Annotated in this window: 22 protein-coding genes and 1 pseudogene; 9 read left to right on the top strand and 14 right to left on the bottom strand. The window is 71.1% G+C overall.

The window, feature by feature from the left end:
* Positions 1 to 945 carry a DMT family transporter gene (locus tag ACN28G_RS01650; RefSeq protein ID WP_091434745.1) on the top strand — a complete coding sequence of 315 codons (945 nt, stop codon included), beginning with the start codon at positions 1 to 3 and terminating at the stop codon, positions 943 to 945.
* 51 nt (positions 946 to 996) lie between these two features.
* Here ACN28G_RS01650 and ACN28G_RS01645 read toward each other — a convergent pair whose 3' ends face one another.
* From ACN28G_RS01645 to ACN28G_RS01625, 5 genes and pseudogenes are all read right to left on the bottom strand, one after another.
* A complete protein-coding gene (locus ACN28G_RS01645; protein ID WP_091434743.1) occupies positions 997 to 1,638 on the bottom strand; it encodes a rhomboid family intramembrane serine protease in 642 nt (213 codons plus the stop codon).
* Between the two features lie 120 nt (positions 1,639 to 1,758).
* A complete protein-coding gene (locus tag ACN28G_RS01640; RefSeq protein WP_421478219.1) occupies positions 1,759 to 2,466 on the bottom strand; it encodes a lytic transglycosylase domain-containing protein in 708 nt (235 codons plus the stop codon).
* 296 nt (positions 2,467 to 2,762) lie between these two features.
* Complete coding sequence (locus ACN28G_RS01635; protein ID WP_091434740.1) at positions 2,763 to 4,202, bottom strand: PhoH family protein; 1,440 nt, start codon at positions 4,200 to 4,202, stop codon at positions 2,763 to 2,765.
* Positions 4,203 to 4,797: 595 nt separating this feature from the next.
* Positions 4,798 to 5,076 (bottom strand): annotated as a pseudogene (locus tag ACN28G_RS01630) (hypothetical protein); the annotation flags it as partial.
* Positions 5,073 to 5,429 carry a hypothetical protein gene (locus tag ACN28G_RS01625; RefSeq protein ID WP_091445969.1) on the bottom strand — a complete coding sequence of 119 codons (357 nt, stop codon included), beginning with the start codon at positions 5,427 to 5,429 and terminating at the stop codon, positions 5,073 to 5,075. The pseudogene ACN28G_RS01630 and the gene ACN28G_RS01625, both read right to left, overlap by 4 nt.
* Positions 5,430 to 5,693: 264 nt before the next feature.
* Between ACN28G_RS01625 and ACN28G_RS01620 the strand changes: the two genes are divergently transcribed.
* The 3 genes from ACN28G_RS01620 (at position 5,694) to otsB (ending at position 7,586) form a co-directional block, all read left to right on the top strand.
* Positions 5,694 to 6,134: a helix-turn-helix domain-containing protein gene (locus ACN28G_RS01620; RefSeq protein WP_091434736.1), complete on the top strand. Its 441-nt coding sequence runs from the start codon at positions 5,694 to 5,696 to the stop codon at positions 6,132 to 6,134.
* Positions 6,135 to 6,299: 165 nt separating this feature from the next.
* A complete protein-coding gene (locus ACN28G_RS01615) occupies positions 6,300 to 6,653 on the top strand; it encodes a hypothetical protein (protein ID WP_091434734.1) in 354 nt (117 codons plus the stop codon).
* 108 nt (positions 6,654 to 6,761) lie between these two features.
* The gene (otsB, locus tag ACN28G_RS01610; RefSeq protein WP_091434732.1) at positions 6,762 to 7,586 is read left to right on the top strand and encodes a trehalose-phosphatase; all 825 of its coding nucleotides are present in this window, start codon (positions 6,762 to 6,764) and stop codon (positions 7,584 to 7,586) included.
* 51 nt (positions 7,587 to 7,637) lie between these two features.
* Here the strand turns inward: otsB and ACN28G_RS01605 are convergent, their stop codons facing one another.
* From ACN28G_RS01605 to ACN28G_RS01595, 3 genes are all read right to left on the bottom strand, one after another.
* A complete protein-coding gene (locus tag ACN28G_RS01605) occupies positions 7,638 to 8,408 on the bottom strand; it encodes an isoprenyl transferase (RefSeq protein ID WP_091434730.1) in 771 nt (256 codons plus the stop codon).
* A 61-nt stretch (positions 8,409 to 8,469) separates the two neighbouring features.
* Complete coding sequence (locus ACN28G_RS01600; protein WP_421480841.1) at positions 8,470 to 9,309, bottom strand: hypothetical protein; 840 nt, start codon at positions 9,307 to 9,309, stop codon at positions 8,470 to 8,472.
* Between the two features lie 43 nt (positions 9,310 to 9,352).
* Positions 9,353 to 11,197: a phosphoenolpyruvate carboxykinase (GTP) gene (locus ACN28G_RS01595; RefSeq protein WP_421478218.1), complete on the bottom strand. Its 1,845-nt coding sequence runs from the start codon at positions 11,195 to 11,197 to the stop codon at positions 9,353 to 9,355.
* A 428-nt stretch (positions 11,198 to 11,625) separates the two neighbouring features.
* On the opposite strand from ACN28G_RS01595, the gene ACN28G_RS01590 reads away from it, so the two are divergent.
* Together ACN28G_RS01590 and ACN28G_RS01585 are read left to right on the top strand one after the other, a co-directional pair.
* Positions 11,626 to 12,162: a GtrA family protein gene (locus ACN28G_RS01590; RefSeq protein ID WP_091445967.1), complete on the top strand. Its 537-nt coding sequence runs from the start codon at positions 11,626 to 11,628 to the stop codon at positions 12,160 to 12,162.
* A gap of 64 nt (positions 12,163 to 12,226) precedes the next feature.
* A complete protein-coding gene (locus ACN28G_RS01585) occupies positions 12,227 to 12,955 on the top strand; it encodes a GtrA family protein (RefSeq protein ID WP_421478217.1) in 729 nt (242 codons plus the stop codon).
* Between the two features lie 13 nt (positions 12,956 to 12,968).
* Here ACN28G_RS01585 and ACN28G_RS01580 read toward each other — a convergent pair whose 3' ends face one another.
* Positions 12,969 to 13,580: a PH domain-containing protein gene (locus tag ACN28G_RS01580; protein ID WP_091434721.1), complete on the bottom strand. Its 612-nt coding sequence runs from the start codon at positions 13,578 to 13,580 to the stop codon at positions 12,969 to 12,971.
* Between the two features lie 185 nt (positions 13,581 to 13,765).
* A complete protein-coding gene (locus ACN28G_RS01575) occupies positions 13,766 to 14,641 on the bottom strand; it encodes a biotin--[acetyl-CoA-carboxylase] ligase (protein ID WP_421478216.1) in 876 nt (291 codons plus the stop codon).
* A gap of 111 nt (positions 14,642 to 14,752) precedes the next feature.
* Between ACN28G_RS01575 and ACN28G_RS01570 the strand changes: the two genes are divergently transcribed.
* A complete protein-coding gene (locus ACN28G_RS01570) occupies positions 14,753 to 16,336 on the top strand; it encodes an acyl-CoA carboxylase subunit beta (protein ID WP_091434717.1) in 1,584 nt (527 codons plus the stop codon).
* 167 nt (positions 16,337 to 16,503) lie between these two features.
* Here ACN28G_RS01570 and ACN28G_RS01565 read toward each other — a convergent pair whose 3' ends face one another.
* From ACN28G_RS01565 to ACN28G_RS01555, 3 genes are all read right to left on the bottom strand, one after another.
* The gene (locus ACN28G_RS01565) at positions 16,504 to 17,424 is read right to left on the bottom strand and encodes a hypothetical protein (RefSeq protein WP_091434716.1); all 921 of its coding nucleotides are present in this window, start codon (positions 17,422 to 17,424) and stop codon (positions 16,504 to 16,506) included.
* Positions 17,417 to 17,917, bottom strand: a complete 501-nt coding sequence (locus ACN28G_RS01560) for a SigE family RNA polymerase sigma factor (protein WP_421478215.1) — start codon at positions 17,915 to 17,917, stop codon at positions 17,417 to 17,419. The genes ACN28G_RS01565 and ACN28G_RS01560 overlap by 8 nt, the downstream gene beginning before the upstream one ends.
* A 128-nt stretch (positions 17,918 to 18,045) precedes the next feature.
* Entirely contained in the window at positions 18,046 to 18,789 is a 744-nt protein-coding gene (locus tag ACN28G_RS01555; protein WP_091434712.1) for a M50 family metallopeptidase, read from the bottom strand.
* 114 nt (positions 18,790 to 18,903) lie between these two features.
* Between ACN28G_RS01555 and ACN28G_RS01550 the strand changes: the two genes are divergently transcribed.
* Together ACN28G_RS01550 and ACN28G_RS01545 are read left to right on the top strand one after the other, a co-directional pair.
* Positions 18,904 to 19,134, top strand: coding sequence for a Uma2 family endonuclease (locus ACN28G_RS01550; protein ID WP_268239633.1), 231 nt, complete (start codon positions 18,904 to 18,906; stop codon positions 19,132 to 19,134).
* A 100-nt stretch (positions 19,135 to 19,234) separates the two neighbouring features.
* A complete protein-coding gene (locus tag ACN28G_RS01545; protein ID WP_421478214.1) occupies positions 19,235 to 19,987 on the top strand; it encodes a GH25 family lysozyme in 753 nt (250 codons plus the stop codon).
* A 25-nt stretch (positions 19,988 to 20,012) separates the two neighbouring features.
* On the opposite strand, the gene ACN28G_RS01540 is transcribed toward ACN28G_RS01545, so the two are convergent.
* The gene (locus ACN28G_RS01540) at positions 20,013 to 20,228 is read right to left on the bottom strand and encodes a hypothetical protein (protein WP_139135585.1); all 216 of its coding nucleotides are present in this window, start codon (positions 20,226 to 20,228) and stop codon (positions 20,013 to 20,015) included.
* Positions 20,229 to 20,408: the final 180 nt, after the last annotated feature.

The following is a 20,408-nucleotide window of genomic DNA, read 5'->3' as shown; positions in this document are numbered from 1 at the left end:
CTGCCCACCTCCCGTCGGGTCGCCGGGGTGGCGCTGGCGACCGCGGCCGGCTTCACCGTCGCGGTGCAGTCCCGGATCAACGGCGAGCTGGGCGTACGGCTGGCCGACGGGTTCGCCGCCGCCGTCATCTCGTTCGGCCTGGGGCTGCTGATCTTGCTGGTGCTGGTCCTGGCCACCGCGGCCGGGCGGGGCGGGCTGGTCGCCCTGCGGACGGCGCTCAGCGACGGCTCGCTGCGCCCCTGGCACCTTCTGGGCGGGGTGTGCGGGGCCTTCCTGGTCGCCGCCCAGGGGCTGACCATCGGCACCCTCGGCGTGGCGATCTTCACCGTGGCGGTGGTCGCCGGGCAGTCCGGCAGCAGCCTGCTGGTCGACCGGGCGGGGATCGGCCCGGCCGGCCGGCAGCCGGTCACCGTCACCCGGCTCGCCGGGGCGGTGCTCACCGTGCTGGCGGTGCTGCTCGCCGTCGGCGACCGGTTGGGAGACCCGGGTGCCCTGGCGCTGGCCGTGCTGCCGCTGCTGGCCGGGGTGGGGGTGGCCTGGCAGCAGGCGGTCAACGGCCGGGTCCGGGCCGCCGCCGGCAGCACGCCGACCGCCACGCTCGTCAACTTCGTCGTCGGTCTGGCGGCCCTGCTGCTCGCGTTCGCCGTGGACGTCGCGGTACGGGGCTGGCCGACCGGCAGCCTGCCGACCGAGCCGTGGCTCTATCTGGGCGGCCCGATCGGGGTCGCTTTCATTGCCGTCGCCGCCGCGCTGGTCGGGCTCACCGGCGTGCTGCTGCTCGGCCTGGCGACCATCGCCGGGCAGATCCTCGGTGCCGTACTGCTGGATCTGGTGCTGCCCACGGCGGCCTCGCGACCCGGGCCGATCACCCTGGTGGGGGCGGCCCTGACCCTGGTCGCGGTGCTGATCGCCGCCCTCGGCTCCGGTCGGCGTCGACGCGGCTGACCGCGGCCGGCTCGGATCGGCTCGACGCGGCTGACCGCGGCCGGTGCCAGCTCAGAGCAACGAGGAGTCGGAGTACGGCTCGGTCTCCGACCGACGGCGGCGGAAGATCACCGCGGCCACCAGCCCGCCGAGCAGCCCGAACAGGTGCCCCTGCCAGGAGATGCGCTCGTCGGTGGGGAGGATGCCGAGCAGTTGCCAGCCGTAGAGCAGGCCGACCAGGAGCACCACCGCGAAGTTCCACCAGCTGCGCTCGACGATGCCCCGCATGAACAGGATGCCGAGGTATCCGAAGATCACCCCGCTGGCACCGACCACGATGGAGTTCGGTGAGCCGGTGAACCACACTCCCAGGCCGCTGACCAGGATGATGACCAGGGTCGACCAGAGGAACCGGCGCACCCCGGCGGCGAGCACGAAGGTGCCGAGCAGGATCAGCGGGATGCTGTTGCTGTAGAGGTGGTCGAAGCCGTGGTGCAGGAACGGGGAGAAGAAGACCCCGTCGAGGCCGTCGATCCGGCGCGGGATGATCCCGGCGGCCATGTCGAAGCCGGCGCCGAGCCAGACGTCCAGCGCCTCGATGAGGAAGAGGATCGGTACGACGGCGCACATGGCGACGAAGGCCCGGCCGAGCGAGGCGTAGAACGCCTCGGTGCCGAACCGGTTGGGATCATTGCCGCCTGGGCCCAGGGTCACCCCCCAAGGGGTATCAGCAAAAACCGCGACCCGCCACCTCGGCGGCCACGGCGTACCCGCCGGAACCGGCACCGGGGCGGGGGAATCACCCCCCGCCCCGGTGCCGTCGATCCGCGTCGGTCAGTACGAACCGGTGTTCTGGGACTGCTGCCAGGCCTTGCAGGGGCTGCCGTAGCGGCCCTCGATGTAGCCGAGACCCCACTTGATCTGGGTCACCGGGTTGGTCTGCCAGTCGGAGCCCGCCGAGGCCATCTTGTTACCGGGGTAGGACTGGGGGATGCCGTACGCACCGGAGGAGGGATTGCGGGCCTTGTGGTTCCAGCCGCTCTCCTTGTTCCAGAGCTTGTTCAGGCAGGGGAACTGGTCCATCCCGAAGCCGGCCTGCACCATCATCGAGCAGCCGGTGCGGCGGTTGCCGCTGAACTCGGTGCAGGAGTCCGGCACCGGGCCGTCGTACGGCTTGCTCGCCTTTTCGGCGGCCTCCTCGGCCTTCTTCTTGGCCTCGGCCTCCTCGCGCGCCTTCTTCCGTGACGCGGCGGCGGCCTCGGCCTCCTTGGCCCGCTGGGCGGCCTCCTTGGCGGCCTTCGCGGCCCGCAGCTTCGCCTGGTACTCGGCGCTGCGCTGCTTGGCGGACTGGACGTGGTGCGCCGCCTGCCGCTCCCGCTGGTAGTCATGCTCGGCCTCGTCGACCTGCAACGAGACCTGCGCGGTCCGACCCTGTTGCTGGGTCTCCTGGTGGTCGCCCAGGTAGATGCCGCCGGCAACGCCCACGGAGAGCAGTGCGACAGCAGCCGTACGGGCGCCGAACCGGCTCCACAGCCGACTCACGAAGTGATCCCTTCGTCGGGGGCATGGACACGGTGGCGGGTCAGGCCCTCCTCGGGCCGCGCTCGCCACCGTGAGCGCCCCGACCCTGGTCGCCGGTCGCAGCCGACGCACTGGCTCCCATCCCGGTGCCGGCTCGCCCCCGGGGCGAACGATCACCGGTGATGTCCCTGGTGCGCGGGCGCTCGTGGGACACCATCGCGCACCGTGGGACGGATGGGAAACCAATGACGTCTTTTGTGACCTGCGCCACACAAAAATAACCTATATGTCCGGACAAATGCATCCGAAGGTAGGAGTCAGAGCGGCACGTCCTCCAACAGGTCGGTGACCATCGCCGCGATCGGCGAACGCTCCGAACGACTCAACGTGACGTGCGCGAAGAGCGGATGACCCTTGAGCGCCTCGATCACCGCGGTGACCCCGTCATGCCGCCCCACCCGCAGGTTGTCCCGCTGCGCCACGTCGTGGGTGAGCACCACCCGGGACCCCTGGCCGATCCGGGACAGCACGGTGAGCAGCACCCCACGCTCGAGAGACTGGGCCTCGTCCACGATCACGAAGGCGTCGTGCAGGCTCCGGCCCCGGATGTGGGTAAGCGGCAGCACCTCCAGGATGCCCCGGGAGGTGACCTCCTCCAGCACGTTCTCGTGGACCACCGCCCCGAGGGTGTCGAAGACCGCCTGTGCCCAGGGCGACATCTTCTCCGACTCCGAGCCCGGCAGGTAGCCCAACTCCTGCCCACCTACGGCGTAGAGCGGGCGGAAGACGACCACCTTCTTGTGCCGGCGACGCTCCATCACCGCCTCCAGACCGGCGCAGAGCGCCAACGCGGACTTGCCGGTCCCGGCCCGGCCACCCAGCGAGACGATGCCGATCGACTCGTCCAGCAGGAGGTCCAGCGCCACCCGCTGCTCGGCGGAGCGCCCGTGCACGCCGAACGCCTCACGGTCGCCGCGGACCAGCCGTACCGTCTTGTCCGGCAGCACCCGGCCGAGCGCCGAACCGTGCCCGGACTGCAGCACCAACCCGGTGTGGCAGGGCAGCCCGGCCGCCGCGTCGAGGTCGAGGGCGTCACCGGCGTAGAGCGCGCCGATCTGCTCCTCGGTCAGCCCCAGCTCCGCCATGCCCGTCCAGGTGGGGTCGCTGGCCTGGCCGTGCCGGTACTCGTCGGCGCGCAGGCCCACCGAGGCGGCCTTGACCCGTAGCGGCATGTCCTTGCTGACCAGGGTCACCTGCCGCCCCTCGCCGGCGAGGTTGAGCGCGACGGAGAGGATCCGGGCGTCATTCGACTCGTTACGGAAACCCGGTGGCAGCATCCCGTCGTCGGTGTGGTTGAGCTCCACCCGCAGCGTGCCGCCGGCGTCGTTGGCCGGCACCGGCTGGTCCAGCCGGCCGTGCGTGATCCGCAGCTCGTCGAGCATCCTGAGCGCCTGGCGGGCGAACCACCCCAGCTCCGGATGGTGGCGTTTGCCCTCCAGTTCGGAGATCACCACCAGCGGTATCACCACCTCGTGCTCGGCGAACCGGTGGAAGGCCGCCGGGTCGGAGAGCAGCACCGAGGTGTCCAGGACGAAGGCGGCACCGGCAGCGCCAGGCTCCGCGGCGCCAGCTGGTCGGGGCTCCTTGGGATCGGCCGGCGCGGCGGCCGCCGTACGGCGGCTCCGGGTGGCCCGGCGGGTCGTGGCTGTCGCGGTCGGGGTCTGGTCGGCCCCGGCATCGGTACGGCGAGTCGTCACAGGCCTGCTCCGACGGATGGGCACCCGCCACCCGCGTTCCGCCTCCTCCGGTGCCCGGGGACACGGGGTCGGATGCGGGCCCCGTGCGCGAGGTCGCAGATCCGGGCTGGCCGGCTGGCCCGGGAGAACCCCGCGCCATGCCTAGACGCTAGCCGCGCGGAGGCGTGGGGGCTAGAGGGTGATCGTGGATCTGGCGAAAGCAGCTCGTGAACAGGGCGGAGCCGGCCGGGATGCCTTGCCCCCTGCGCGCATCCCGGCCGGCCGGGACCACGTCACGGTCTGCGGCGCGGTCCCGACGGTGCGCATCCGTCGTGGACGACGACGCACCGAGCGGGTGGCGGGCTCAGCCCGGTCGCTGGACGAGCGTGCCGGCACCGGTGGGATGCCGGACGCCGGTGGGGCCGGCCGACGCGGTGAAGGAGGAACCGGTGTACGTGGTGCCCTCCCGGGTCACCGGACGGGCGGTGGCACCGACCACCCCGACGACCACCGTCGGGGCACCGGCCGCTCCGCTGACCACCGTCGGGGCACCCGCCGCTCCGCTGACCACCGTCGGGGCACCCGCCGTCCCGGTGCCCACCGTCGCGATGCCGGCCGATCCGGCGGGACGCACGTCGGTGCCGCTGTCCTGGGTCGCGGGGCCGACCTGGCGGGCGGGGCCGACCTGCCGGGCGGGGACGGCCAGTGCCGAGGCGATCGCGGCCTGGGCGGTCCGGCGACGCCGGTTCCAGGCGCCCCGGTCGCCGTCGAAGTAGCCCTGCCGGTAACCGAACCGGTAGCCGATCCGGTAGCTGAGCTGGCCGTGCAGCCGCCCCGCCGCGTAGCTGGTCGAGCCGAGCAGCAGGACCAGGAAGACCGCGAGGAAGGGACTCATCCGACAGCTCCGCCCCGATGCGCCGCCCCGGCCAGGGAGTCGGCCGTCAGCAGCTGTTCCAGGTCGTCGGTGCTGACCTCCTCGACCAGCTCGACGCTGATCCGGTAACCGGCCCGGTTGGCCGCGGCGACCGAGACCCGGCGGATCTCCCCGCCGGCGTCGTAGACCCGGACGCTCAGCTCCGCACAGTCGAGATGGGCCCGCCAGGCGTTCCACTCGGCCCGGTCCGCCACATCCAGCGACAGGTACGGGCCACCTCGGGCCAGGTGCAGTCGCCAGGGCGCGCTGAGCCCGGCGGCCACCCCCTCGGCGATCAGGCCGAAGGCCTGGGCACGGGTGACGAGTTCGGTCACCACGCCCCCCTCGGTCGGGGTGCGTGGCGCATGCGAGCACTAGCGGTCTCATGCACGTGACACACCGTAGGTTGTCCCATGAGCGTGACAGTATCAGCTTTTCGTCCGATTACGTCCGCACTCGGAGGCCGCTATTTTGCGCCGACAACACCCGGCTTTGCCGGCGTCTGGGGGGATTCTGTGAACCCGACTTCGGCGTCACGTTCACGTGACAGGAATGCGCTTGCCCGTGCCCCGGCGGGCATTACGCCGTACCGTCACCTGGTGACCGGGAACGCTCACGCACGGAAAATCGCCTTCGCCACCTTCATCCGTCGGGCCCTCGACGACGCCCGCGCGACTCGCGCCTGGAGCGGCACCGAGGTGTCCCGACGCACCGGCGTCTCCCGCCAGACCATTAACCGTTGGGTACGCGGTGACTGGGCCAGCGACCCGGAGGCGGAACGGGTGGTGGCGTTCTGCGAGGGGCTGGGGCTCAACGCGGTGGCCGCCTTCGGTGCGCTCGGCTGGGACCGCAACACCCCGCCGCGCAGCGCGCCCACCCCGCCGCCGATGGATCCCGACGTGGAGGCGCTGCTGCGCCGGCTGGTCGATCCGAACGTCTCGGACGCGGAAAAGTTCCACATCCGGGAAACCATCCGATACCTCGCGTATCGCCCGACTCTTCCGATGGACGGGCGGCGACGCGGCAGGAAGGCCGGGTAGTTCAGATGGCGAAAGAACGCCGGTGGCGTCCGAAAGGTTCCGCTCCGCCGGTCGACCATGCGCGCTAGCGTCCTGGACGTACTGCGTGGGCTCGTCATCGGTGGGGGATGGGATCGATGGGGATGACACCTGTCGGCCCGGCCCCGCGGGACATGAAGGAGGGGCATGGCCCTCAAGTGGTTGGCAGTCGTGGTCGCCGCGGTCTCCCTGACCCTGTGGCTGACCGGCAACGTGGTGCTCGGGGTGGCCGATGCGGGGCAGCTTCCGCTGGTGGTCAACCTCTTCGCGCTCACCGTCGCCGGCACGGCGGTGGTCCTGGCCGTCATCGCCGAGCTCAACGACCGGCTCAACGACCGACTCACCGCGCTCACCGAGTTCCTGGTGTCCCGACTCGACGAGATCGAGACACAGACCGGTGACCGCAACGCCGGCTTCGTCGAGGGTTACCTGCTCAACCACGGCCGGGAGGCACCCGTGGTGCCGCTCTTCCGGCCGGGCCGCGACGCCGCCGAACGGTGATGCGCCCGCGGCGGGCCGGCCACAACCCACGCATCGACGCTCACGCAAGCCTTTCGGGTGTGACAGCGACCACGAATGAGCCGTGATTCCCGGGGTACGCTGTCGCGCGTGCCGCCGTTGAATGTGGGCAACCACCAGCCACTGACCCCGTTGAGCGCCGACCAGGCCTGGCGGGCGACCGCCGACCGGGCGGCCGACACCGTGCTCTTCTTCGACTTCGACGGCACCCTGGCGCCGGTCGACGACGACCCCACCGCGGTGCAACCGGCACCGAAGGTGCTGGCCGCCATCGAGGTGCTGGCCCCGGCCATGCAGCGGGTGGCGATCGTCTCCGCCCGACCGGTGGACTTCCTCCGGGACCACTTCGACGGGCTCGACGGGGTCGACCTCTACGGCCTGTACGGCCTGGAGCACAGCCACTCCGGCGGCGAGACGGTCACCGAGCCGGCCGCCCTGCCCTGGGTGCCGACCATGGCCGAGCTGGCCGACCTGGCCCGCGCCGAACTGCCGGCGGGTGCCCTGGTCGAGTTCAAGCGGCTCTCGGTCGCGTTGCACTGGCGCACCGCACCGGAACTCGGCCCGGCGGTCGAGCGGTGGGGGCGGGAGCAGGCCGAACGGCTCGGGCTGCGGGTGCAGGCCGGCCGGATGGTGCTGGAGATCAAACCGCCGGTCGACCGGGACAAGGGCATGGTCATCGGCGAGGTGGTGCGGACCGCCGCGGGCGCCTGGTACTTCGGCGACGACGTCTCGGACATCAAGGCGTTCGCCGCGCTGCGCGCCCGGGCCGCCGCCGACCCGGACTTCGTCGGCGTCTGCGTCGCGGTGGCGAACCCGGAGACCGGGCAGGAGGTCGCCGAGGCCGCCGACCTGACCATCGACTCCCCCGCCGCGCTTGGTGACTTCCTCACTGCCGCCGCCCACCAGTTGGGCTGACCGCCCCGACAGCGGGCCGACGTCCGGGCCCCGTCGCGGCGGGGCCGGTCGTCAGACCCCGAAGCGGCGCTGCCGGTTGGCGTACGAGCGCAGCGCGCGCAGGAAGTCGATGTGGCGGAACTCGGGCCAGTTCAGCTCGCAGAAGTAGAACTCCGAGTGGGCCGACTGCCAGAGCATGAAACCGGAGAGCCGTTGCTCGCCACTGGTCCGGATGACCAGGTCCGGGTCGGGTTGACCACGGGTGTAGAGGTGCTCGGCGATGTGCTCGACGTCGAGGGTCTCGGCCAGCTCCTCGATGGTGCCGCCGGCCGCCGCGTGCTCGACCAGCAGGGAGCGCACCGCGTCGGCGATCTCCCGGCGGCCCCCGTACCCGACGGCGATGTTGACCTCGGCACCGCCGCTGCGGTCCCGGGTGCGTTCCTCGGCGGCCTTCAGTGCGGTGGCGGTCGTCGCCGGCAGCAGATCGAGCGCGCCGACCATGCGTAGCCGCCAGGGGTTGCCCTCCTCGGCCAACTCCACCACCAGATCCTCGATGATCTTCAGCAGGGGGTCCAGCTCGCGGGCCGGCCGGCGCAGGTTGTCGGTGGCCAGCAGGTAGAGCGTGACGTGCCCGATCCCGGCCTGATCGCACCAGCCGAGCAGGTCCTTGATCTTGGCGGCACCGACCCGGTGGCCGTCGTTCGGGTCGACGTAGCCCATCTCCCGGGCCCATCTGCGGTTGCCGTCGCACATCACGCCGACGTGTCGGGGCACCGTCTTACCAGCGAGCTTCGCCGTCAGCCGACGCTCGTACACCGAGTACATGAGGTCCCGCAGATTCATCACCTTGCAGAGTAGCGACCCGGGCGCAAGGTCAGGGGCGGGGAGCCGCGACCCGCCGCCGTCAACTGGTCGCGGCCCGGCGCAGGGAGTAGAGGGCGAGGCCGGCGGCGGCCACCAGGGGGGCGCCGTCGCGGATCAGACCGTCCACGCCGAGCAGCCACCAGCAGAGCGGCAGGTGGACGGCGAGCACACCCAGGGTGATCGCCACCAGCAGCGTGCCGGCCCAGCGCTTGCCCCGCATCAGGAACGCGACACAGAACAGCACCAGGTGGCTGACCGCGATCCCGGCGACAAACCAGAACAACACCGCCGGTACCGCCACCAACCGGCCGTCCAGCACGGCTCCGCCGGCGATCAGGGCCGGCACCAGCATCAGCGGACTGTAGGTGAGCGCGGCGACCCGGCTGGTCAGCAGCCACCCGGTGGCCTCGGGGCGCTTCGGGGCGACCTCCCGCCAGGTGATCCGGCCCTCGGTGAGGACCAGGCCCCGGCGGTGCCGGGTGAGGTGCGCGGCGACGGCAGGCGACCGGTACAGCAGCCAGACCACGCTCAGGCAGAGCGTGCCGAGCAGCGCGAAGCCGAGCACCCCGGGCAGCGGCGGCATCCCCTGCCGGGGGACGATCAGGCGACCCACCGCGAAGACCGTGGTGACGGCGAGGATCAACCCCAGCGGCCGGGCCGCCGCCCGACCGCGCCGGACATGGGAGATCAACACCAGGAACCCGAGGGTACGCAGCATCGCCCAGCCGGTCCGGACGGCGAGACCGAAGCCCTGCTCCGGGGCGTACCACCAGTTGAGCAGCTCGACCACGACGGTGGCCGCCGCGGTCACGCCGAGCAGGATGGTCAACGCCCGGACGGCGGACGGCCGCCGGACCTGGGTCACGGCGGCCGTCCTCATGCTCATGGTCGTGCTTGGTGCCCGCATCGGGCCTCGGTCACACCTACCGGGGGGCCGGTGACGCGTCCAGCCGGGCCCGCAGCGCGTCCAGCTCGGCCCAGAGCACGCCGGGCAGCTTGTCACCGAACTTCTCGAACCACTCGGTGATCAGCGGCAGCTCCGCGCGCCACTCCTCCGGGTCGACCTTCAGCGCGATCCGGATGTCCTCCGGGGTCATGTCCAGGCCCTCGACGTCCAGCGCGTCGGGCGCCGGGACCATGCCGATCGGGGTCTCGACCGCGTCGGCCCGCCCCTCGATCCGCTCGATGATCCACTTGAGCACCCGCGAGTTCTCGCCGAAGCCGGGCCAGAGGAAGGCACCCTCGGGGTCCTTGCGGAACCAGTTGACGTAGTAGACCTTGGGCAGCTTGGCGGCGTCGCCGTCGGCACCCTTGCCCATCTCGATCCAGTGGTTGAAGTAGTCGCCGGCGTGGTAGCCGATGAACGGCAGCATGGCCATCGGGTCGCGGCGGACCACGCCGACCGCGCCGGAGGCGGCGGCGGTGGTCTCCGAGGAGAGCGTCGCGCCCAGGTACACGCCGTGCACCCAGTCCCGGGCCTCGGTGACCAGCGGGATGGTGTCCCGCCGACGGCCACCGAAGAGGATCGCGTCGATCGGCACCCCGTTGGGGTCGAAGTAGTCGTCGGCCAGGATCGGGCACTGGGTGATCGGGGTGCAGAACCGGCTGTTCGCGTGCGAGGAGAGGCCCTCGCTCTCCGGCGTCCAGTCGTTGCCCTTCCAGTCGATCAGGTGGGCCGGGGGCTCCCCCATGCCCTCCCACCAGATGTCACCGTCGTCGGTGAGCGCCACGTTGGTGAAGACCGAGTTGCCGCGGTCCAGCGTCCGCATCGCGTTGGCGTTGGTCTTCCAGTCGGTACCGGGCGCGACGCCGAAGAGGCCGTACTCCGGGTTGACCGCGTAGAGGCGGCCGTCCGGGCCGAACCGCATCCAGGCGATGTCGTCACCGATGGTCTCGACCTTCCAGCCCGGGACGGTCGGCTCCAGCATGGCCAGGTTGGTCTTGCCGCAGGCCGACGGGAACGCCCCGGCGACGTGGTAGACCTTCCCCTCCGGTGAGGTGATCTTGAGGATCAGCATGTGCTCGGCGAGCCAGCCCTCGTCGCGCCCCATCACGCTGGCGATCCGCAGCGAGTAGCACTTCTTGCCCAGCAGCGAGTTGCCGCCGTAGCCGGAGCCGTAGGACCAGATCTCGCGGCTCTCCGGGAAGTGCGAGATGTACTTCGTCTCGTTGCACGGCCAGGCCACGTCCTGCTGGCCCGGGGCGAGCGGCGCACCGATGGAGTGCAGCGCGCGGACGAAGTCCGCGTCGTCACCCATCGCCTGCAGGACCGTCGCGCCCATCCGGGTCATGATCCGCATCGAGGCCACCACGTACGGGCTGTCGGTGATCTCGACGCCGAACATGGGGTTCTCGGCCTCGACCGGGCCCATGCAGAACGGGATGACGTACATGGTGCGCCCGCGCATGCTGCCGCGGTACAGGTCGGTCATCGTCCGCTTCATCTCGGCCGGCGCCATCCAGTTGTTGGTGGGGCCGGCGTCCGCCTCGTCCACCGAGCAGATGTACGTCCGCTCCTCGACCCGGGCGACGTCCGACGGGTCGGTACGGGCGTAGAAGGAGTTGGGCTTCTTCTCCGGGTTCAGCCGGATCAGGGTGCCCGCCTCGACGAGTTCGTCGGTGAGCCGACGCCACTCCTCGTCGGAGCCGTCGACCCACACCACCCGGTCCGGAGTGGTCAGCTCGGCGACCTGTCTGACCCAGTCGAGCAGCGGGCGGTGGGAGGTCGGAGCCTGATCGATGCCGCGAACAGTAGCCGGAGCAACCATGACACATCTCCTTGTGGTCGACGCTGACCGATCTGTGGGTGCACGAGTCCAGGCTGACGCGAGCCGCGTCGCCATCGTGAAACCTGGGATTGGGCTCAGACTAAACCGGACTGCGCCGCGAGTCAGTGATACCGCTTGTGAAGAACTGCACAAGGTGCGGCCAGGTTGCGGTATCTCGATCTGATACCCGCTTTCACGCGCAGTTTCACGCAAATCCTTCGGTCCACCTCCCGTCTGATGTGGGACCGGACACCTTTGCGTTTCGCGGGCAACCAGTTGATCAGCTCACATTCGGTCACGCTCCGTTCGTCGACGTTGCCGGACGGCGATCCCACGCCGAGCCACCCTCCGACGCCCCCGTACCGGTCGGCACGTGCTTACCCGTCGGAGTCGCATGCAACCGGTAGGCTCAGCGCGTGGCCGCGACGATGACCGGCGGGCAGTCCGACGCCCCACCGACCCGCCCTGGGCTGGTCGGCGCCCTCATCGACCGGTTCGGGCACCTCGTCCGGGAGCTGAGCAAGTTCGCCACCGTGGGTGGGATCGCGTTCCTCATCGACTTCGCGCTCTTCAACTACCTCACCACGGTGCGCGGGGTCGAGCAGGTCACCGCGAAGACGATCTCCACCGTGACCGCGGCGACGATCGCCTTCCTCGGCAACCGGTTCTGGACCTGGCGGCACCGCCAGCGCTCCAACCCGGCCCGGGAGTACGCGCTCTTCTTCTTCTTCAACACCGTGGGCCTCGGCATCGCGGTGGCCTGCCTGGCGATCAGCCGGTACGGGTTGGGCAGCGTCTGGCCGAGCGTGTTCCAGACCCCGCTGGCCGACAACATCGCCAGCTTCGTCGTCGGCACCGGCCTCGGCACCCTCTTCCGCTTCTGGTCGTACCGGCGGTTCGTCTTCGTCGAAGCGGGAACACCACAGGTCACGGATACGAAGCGTGACCGAGAGTCCGGGGCGTGAGAGTCCGCCCACCTCGTCCGGCCGGCCCGCTGCGGGCCCACCCCACTCGCCTAAGGTGTTTCGCATGCGTCTTGTCCGATTGCTGCCTGAGCGTTGGCAGAAGTTCGTCCCTGAGGCGCTCAAATTCGGCATCGTCGGCGGCGTCAACACCGTCATCAATTACGCGGTGTTCAACGCGCTCGCACTGACGGTCTTCGTCGGCGGCCAGCTGAAGGCGACCGTGGTGGCGACCATCGTGGCGACGATCACGTCGTACCTGATGAATCGGCACTGGACGTACCGGGATCGCCCGAAATCGGCGATGCGTCGGGAATACGCCCTTTTCTTCCTGTTCAACGCCACCGGCCTGTTCATCGAGCTGGGCGTCCTGGCTGCCGCCAAGTACGGCCTGGGCGTTCACGGCCTGCTCGCGCTGAACGTCGCCAAGACCGTCGGCGTGGTGCTGGCCACCCTGTTCCGGTTCTGGTCCTACCGGACCTTCGTCTTCCAGGCCGCCCCGGCCGACCCCGGGGCGAGGCCACCGGTCATCCCGCGCGACGAGTGGGACACCATGGCCGGCATGGACCCGGTCGCCGAGCTGGCCGAGTCGGTCACCGAGCAGGCCGAGGCGGAGCAGGTCGCCCCGGTCCGGCAGGCTCCTCCCCCGGCCCCAACCGGCGTGGCGTACGCCACGCCGGTCCAGGGCCGACCGCTGCCGCTCGATCCACACCTACCGGAGGCCCTGAGCCGGGAGATCGAGGCCGAACTCACCGCCGGACTGCCCGCCGGCAACCGCCGCTCGCCCCGTCGGTGATCCGCGGCAGCACCTAGGGTCCGTCCGCCGGAACGGGCTCGCCCGGGGGGCGTCGGCTGGGGCGTGGGCCACCCGAGGACTCGCGTTCGCCGTTCTCGGCGAGGATCTCCCGCAGCTCACCGTCGTCCAGGGTCCGGCGGTCGTGGTCGGCCTCGATCAGCTCGTAGAGCCGGGTCTGCACCTGCCCGACCCGGGGCACGTCGACAAGCACCGACTGGCCCCGCTCCCCGGCCGACTCGATGGTCAGGGTGCCGCACCCGAACATCCGCTCGACCAGCCGTTGGCTCATCGAGTGGTCGTTGATCCGGGCCAGCGGGATGTCCCGCCGGTCCCGGGAGAAGACCCCGTGCTGCAGCAGCACCCGCTGGTCGGTGAAGAGATAGTGGGTGGTCTGCCAGACCAGGAACGGCCAGCCGGCCAGCCTGAGCACCGCCAGCAGGGCCAGGCCGATCAGCACGTACCAGACGATCCGGCCACCGTCGGCCGGCAGCAGGATCCCGCCGGCCACCACCACCGCCACGGCGGCCACCACGACCGCGACCGGGCGGATCAACGCCCGCCAGTGCGGATGCAGGTGCAGCACGACCTGCTCATCCTCGATGAGCACGTCATCGGGAAACGCCACGTACGACCTCCTCGCAGAACGGGACGCGCTGACAGTAACCGCCCACCGCCAGCAACCGCCTCACCCACGCGGCCGATCCCCGCCGGGCAGTTTTCCGGAACGAGTGGCCACCGCGCCCGGCAACGGCACTGTTTCCAGGTTCTTGCCACGAGGACCGGCTCGACCCGCTACCGGAGGTGGTGGGATCAGCGCAGGTGCAGGACGTCACCGGCGGCGAGTCGGCGCTCGCCGGTGGCGGTGGCCACCAGCAGCTGGCCGTCGGCGTCCACGCCGGTGGCCTCGCCGGTCAGCTCCTCGCCGCCGGGCAGCAGGACCCGTACCGGACGGCCGACGGTGTGACAGGCGTCGAGGTAGGCCTCCCGAAGGCCGCTGGCCACGGCGTCCCCACCGGCGCGCCGCCAGCGGTCGTACCACTCGGCGAAGCTCCGCAGCAGCGCCCGCAGCAGCGGGTCCCGGTCGGTGGCCGTCGCCCCGGCGAGCTGCAACGAGGTGGCCGGCAGTCCGGTCGGGTTCACCGGCAGCTCGTCGGCGCGCAGCGTGACGTTGAGGCCCATGCCGACCACCACGGCCGGTGGCGCGGTCGGCGCGGTGGCCGGCACCGCCTCGGCCAGCACCCCGGCGCACTTGGCCCCGTTGACCAGCAGGTCGTTCGGCCACTTCAGGCCGGCGTCCAGCTCGGCCAGCCGGGCCACCGCCTCCACCAGCGCCACCCCGGCGAGCAGCGGCAGCCAGCCGTACCCGGCCGGTGGTGCCGGCGGCCAGTTGCGTTCGGTGACGGCCACGCCGGGCCGGAGCAGGACGCTGGCCGCGATCCCGGCCCGCGGCGGCGACTGCCAGGTCCGACCGCGGCGACCACGGCCGGCGGTCTGCTGCTCGGCGGTCACCACGAGCCCCTCCGGTTCACCGGCCCGGGCCGCGTCGGCGACCTCGGCGTTGGTGGACGGGGTCTGGACCCGCAGCTCCAGCCGACGCCACGGCCCGTGCGGGGCGATCAGCGCCCGCCGCAGCCGGGCCGCGGACAACGGCGGTCGGTCCAGGTCGGTGTACGGCGAGCCGGGCATCCGGTCAGCCTACGGCCGGGCTTCACGGCGATCGCCCGGGCATCCACGCCCGTGGGGTGCTGAGGCGAACTGCACAGCCCCGACCGGCTGAACCATCGTTATATTCCCAGGGTGACTACCGAGACCGGGATCGACATCCACAGCACAGAGGGCAAGCTGGCGGACCTGGAGCGACGGGTCGACGAGGCGGTGCACGCCGGCTCGGCGCGGGCGGTGGAGAAGCAACACGCCCGAGGCAAGAAGACCGCCCGGGAGCGGATCGAGCTGCTGCTCGACCCGGACTCCTTCGTCGAGCTGGACGAGCTCGCCCGGCACCGGTCCACCAACTTCGGCCTGGACCGGACCCGCCCCTACGGTGACGGCGTCATCACCGGGTACGGCACCGTCGACGGCCGGCAGGTCTGCGTCTTCGCCCAGGACTTCACGGTCTTCGGTGGCTCCCTCGGCGAGGTCTTCGGGCAGAAGATCGTCAAGGTGATGGAGCTGGCCATGAAGATCGGCTGCCCGGTGGTCGGCATCAACGACTCCGGCGGCGCCCGGATCCAGGAGGGCGTGGTCAGCCTCGGCCTGTACGGGGAGATCTTCTTCCGCAACGTGCGCGCCTCCGGGGTGATCCCGCAGATCTCCCTGGTGATGGGGCCGTGCGCGGGCGGTGCGGTCTACTCCCCGGCGGTCACCGACTTCACCGTGATGGTCGACCAGACCTCGCACATGTTCATCACCGGCCCCGACGTGATCAAGACGGTCACCGGCGAGGACGTGGCGATGGAGGAGCTCGGCGGGGCGCGTACCCACAACACCCGCAGCGGCAACGCCCACTACCTGGCCAGCGACGAGTCCGACGCGGTCGAGTACGTCAAGGCGCTGCTGTCGTACCTGCCGTCGAACAACCTCGACGAGCCGGTGGTGCTCGACGCCCCCGCCACCCTGGCGGTGACCGACACCGACCGGGAGTTGGACACGCTGATCCCGGACTCGGCCAACCAGCCGTACGACATACTCCAGGTGATCGAGCACGTCCTCGACGACGGCGAGTTCCTGGAGGTGCAGCCGCTCTACGCGCAGAACATCGTGATCGGCTACGGCCGGGTCGAGGGCCGCCCGGTCGGGGTGGTGGCCAACCAGCCGATGCACTTCGCCGGCACCCTGGACATCGCCGCCTCGGAGAAGGCCGCCCGCTTCGTGCGCACCTGCGACGCCTTCAACATCCCGGTGCTGACCTTCGTGGACGTCCCCGGCTTCCTGCCCGGCACCGGACAGGAGTGGGACGGCATCATCCGCCGGGGCGCGAAGCTGATCTACGCGTACGCCGAGGCCACCGTGCCGAAGGTCACCGTGATCACCCGTAAGGCCTACGGCGGGGCGTACGACGTGATGGGCTCCAAGCACCTCGGCGCGGACCTGAACTTCGCCTGGCCCACCGCCCAGATCGCGGTGATGGGGGCCCAGGGCGCGGTGAACATCCTCTACCGGCAGGAGCTGGCCAACGCCGAGGACCCGGCCGCCGTCCGGGCCGAGAAGATCGCCGAGTACGAGGACACCCTGGCCAACCCGTACGTGGCCGCCGAGCGGGGCTATGTCGACTCGGTGATCCCGCCGCACGAGACGCGTACCCAGATCGTCCGGGCACTACGGATCCTGCGCACCAAGCGCGAGACCCTCCCCCCCAAAAAACACGGCAACATCCCCCTCTAGGTGTAAGGAAGGGCCCCCTGTTAACGCTTTCTGTATAGGAAGGGGCCCCTCCAAACACTCGGTCCGGGGCGACCCGCCGCCGCGCCGATCAGCGCGCGGGGGGGCCGGCATGGGCCGCGCGGGGGCCGCGTGGGGGCTGGCGGGGGCCGCGCGGGGGCTGCGTGGGGTCAGCGGCACTCCGGGTTGGCGGCCAGGCACATCCGGTCGGCGGCCGCCCGGCCCAGGGCGAGCAGCCGTTCCCGGCTGACCAGTTTGCCCGCCTCCGGGCGGTCCACGCCGAGGTCGGGTGCCGGCACGATGACGCTGACCAGATCGCCGACCCGGACGATGACCGTGACATCGGTCGGGGACTCAAAGTTGGCGGGAGTGTCCCGGCCCACCTTCGGTGAGCGGGACCCGCTGTACCGCAGCAGCACCGCCTCCGTCCCGGCGAAGCCGCGGGCGGCGACCTGCCAGGAGTGCGTCGACCGCACGAGGTGGAGGGTGCCGTTGTCGGAGAACTCACCGCCCTCCGACGCCCAGCCGCCGCAGGCGGCCACGCCCTGCTCCAGCTCGACAAAGAAGCCGTTGGCCTCCGCCGGGGCGAGCCGGTAGAGGTCCTGGCTGACCACCACCGTACCGGTCGCCCCGGGGCCGGCACCGGGGTCGGTCTGCAGCAGGGTCTGCGAGCGGGAGTAGCGGGACTCCGGTCGGGGCGGCAGTCCCCGCTCGTCCAGGCAGCTTTCCAACAGCCCGTCCAACCGGACCGGTTTACCCATCCCCGACTCCCCGAGCCGCAGGTTGGTCGGCACCCGTACGTCGCTCGACGTCAGCAGCGCCGCCGGGGAGAATTCGACCCGCCTCGCCGGGGCCGCCGCAGCGGTGGAGGGTGGCCGGTCGACCCCCGTTGGCACGACCACGTCCCGGCCGGGCCCGCCCACCACCGCCTTGGCGGAGCCCACGGCGACCGCCACGACGATGGCGGCCACCACCGCCGCCCTCCGACGGCTGCGCCGGCGGGCCCGATCCCGGATCTCCGCTGGTTCCGGCCACCGCACGTCGCGCAGGTCGCGTTGCATCTGGGCGACGAGCGACAGGTTCTCACGCATCGGTGACCTCCTCCAGGTCGGAAACAGCGAGCAGGTCAGCCAATGCCGCCCGGCCGCGGTGCAGCCGGGCCTTCACCGTGCCGACGGGGGCCTCGGTCTCCCGGGCCACCTCGGCGACCGGCATGCCGATCAGGTAGTACAGGGCGAGGGCGACGCGCTGTTCCTCGGGCAGCCGGCGCAGGGCGGCGACCACCGCGACGGTGTCGGTGCTCGGGGCGGCGACGGATTCGACGGCCCCGTGCCGCAGGTAGGCGCGGGCCCGGCTGCGCAGGCTGCGCCAGCGGCTCACCGCGACCCGGGAGGCGACCACCCGGGTCCAGGCCTCCGGATCCTCGTACCCGCTCACCGTCGACCAACGCTGCCAGGCCCGGATGTACGCCTCCTGCACGGCGTCCTGCGCCTCGGCGAGGTTCCCGGTGAGCGCGTACACGAAGCCGAGGAGCCGTTGTCTGCTGCCGCGATAGAACTCGTCGAACCCTTCGACGTCAGCCACCTGCTACCTCCCCGTGTCGCCTCACAGGTGACACGCGTGACGTAGCGGGATGGTTGCCGGCAGTTCGATCCGCGTCGACCTTCGGCACGCACCGACCGGCTGTCGAAGAGATCTGTGCGGACCGGCGGTCAGCCGGTGAGGCCGGCGGCGTTCAGCACCGGGCCGGCCAGCAGAGCCGCGCCGACGGCCAGGGCCAGCAGGTTGACCAGGGCGAAAAGGGCCACCCAGAACAGCGCCGGGAACGGGGTCAGCCGGGCCAGCTGGTCCGCGTCGGACTCCGGCATCCGACCCCAGGTACGCATCCGCTGCAGCTCGGCCACCGGTCGTACGCCGCCGAACAGCAGGAACCACACTCCGGTCCAGGCGAACGCGGCCTGCACCTGCGGGGAGGCGTACCAACTGACGGCGAGCACCACCCCGCCGGTGACCAGCAGGGACACCACGCCGAAGACGTTGCGGATCAGCAGCAGCATGGCCAGCAGCAAGGCGACCGCGACCCAGAGCAGCAGCGTGATCCGGTTGCCGCCGAGCAGCCAGGCACCGGCCAACCCGACAAGCGACGGCGCGACGTACCCGGCCAGCAGGGTGAGCACCATCCCCGGCCCGGACGGGCGGCCGGCCGAGAGGGTCAACCCCGAGGTGTCCGAGTGCAGCCGGATGCCGCGCAGCTTCCGGCCGGTGAGCAGGGCGACCAGGGCGTGTCCGCCCTCGTGGGCGATGGTGATGGTGTTGCGGGCGATCCGCCACGGCAACCGGGTGGCGACCACCACCAGGGCCACGGCGGCGGTGAGCAGCACCAGCCACTGCGGCGGGTCGGGCTGGGCGCTGAGCAACCGGTCCCAGAGGGAGGTCAGGCCGTCGATCAGGGGCATGGCCCGCGAGCCTACCCGCCTGGTCGGGTGTCACTGCCAACCCACCGGATCCGGGTACGGGAGACTGACCGGGTGGTGAGCGGAGTCGGAGGTGGCGGCCGGTGACTCGGTGAGATCGTCTCGCCCGGCGATGCCGCCGCCGACCGGGTGCTCAAGATGCAGCTCTACGCGATCGCCCGGATTCCCTGGTACCTGCTGGCCGAGCAGGACGGCGACAGTCACTCGCTGCGCCTGTTCCGGCTGACCGGCGACCACTACGTCGAGGACCAGGTGGCCAAGGCGGGCGAGGAGCTCTGCGTCACCGAGCCGTTCCGCTGGCGGATCGACCCGGCCACGCTGCGCTGACCCTCGTGTCCGCGCCGTAAAATCTGTCGTCATCTATTGCGTGACAGGCAACCCTCCTCCAAAGATGGACGTCTATGACAGGCGTTCCTGGGGAGGGACCATGCTCCGTACCGGATCATCGCTGGGCCGACTGTTCGCTGCCGGCCTCGCCGCGCTCGCCACCAGCGCCGCAGCGCTCGTCGTCACCGGCGGCCCGGCGGCGGCGGCCACCACACCCGGCATCGACATCTCCCACTACCAGGGAGCGATCAACTGGACGAGCGTCCGTAACTCCGGCGTCCAGTTCGCCTTCATCAAGGCAACCGAGGGTACGACCTACCGGGACCCGAACTTCAACACGAACTACGTCAACTCGTACAACGCCGGGGTGATCCGGGGGGCGTACCACTTCGCCCGGCCGAACGTCTCCTCCGGGGCGACCCAGGCGAACTTCCTGGCCGGCAGCGGCGGTGCCTGGTCGGCAGACAGCCGGACCCTGCCGGCGGCCCTCGACGTCGAGGCCAACCCGTACGCGGGCGGCACCTGTTACGGCCTGAGCACCACCGCGATGCGCAGCTGGATCCAGGACTTCCTGACCACCTACCGCTCGCGCACCGGCCGGTACGCGGTCATCTACACCACCACGAGCTGGTGGAACCAGTGCACCGGCAGCTGGACCGGACCGTGGGCCAACCATCCACTCTGGCTGGCCCGCTGGTCCAGCACCCCGGGTGCGCTGCCGGCCGGTGCGTCGGTCTGGAGCTTCTGGCAGTACACCGACTCGGGCAGCGTCTCCGGCATCAGCGGTGGCGTCGACCGCAACAACTGGAACGGCGACCGCACCCGCCTGATCGCCCTGGCCAACAACACCTGACTCGACAGGCGTTACGTGCGGGGGGTCAGGCCCGACGGCGGGCGGGCAGCGGGGCTGCGGACGTCTCGGTCCGGGCCAGGCCGCCGCGGCGTACCAGCAGCCAGCCGGACAACACGACGAGCGTCGCGGTGATGGCACCGAGCAGGGCGATCATTGTGGGTATCCCGGCGGCGACCAGCAGCAGCGCCATGAGCATCCAGAGGGCCACGCAGGGTTTGCTGGCCCGGTTTCGGTAACTCATCGGTCGCACCTCCTTCCGTCCTCAGGAGATGAGATACCCAGCTGGGGTACGACCCATGCGTGAATGTCACGCTCGGTGCGATTCCCGGCGTCAGTCCTTGCGATCCGGCACGAAGCCCTTGGTGATCAGATCGAAGTTGGCCAGCTGAGCCGACCAGTCCCGGTCGGCGACCTCGAAGCG

The sequence above is a fragment of the Micromonospora sp. WMMA1923 genome, assembly GCF_049179195.1.
Lineage (GTDB): Bacteria > Actinomycetota > Actinomycetes > Mycobacteriales > Micromonosporaceae > Micromonospora > Micromonospora yangpuensis.
Note: the sequence above shows the minus strand (reverse complement) of the source record. Positions and strands in the feature narration are given on the sequence as shown.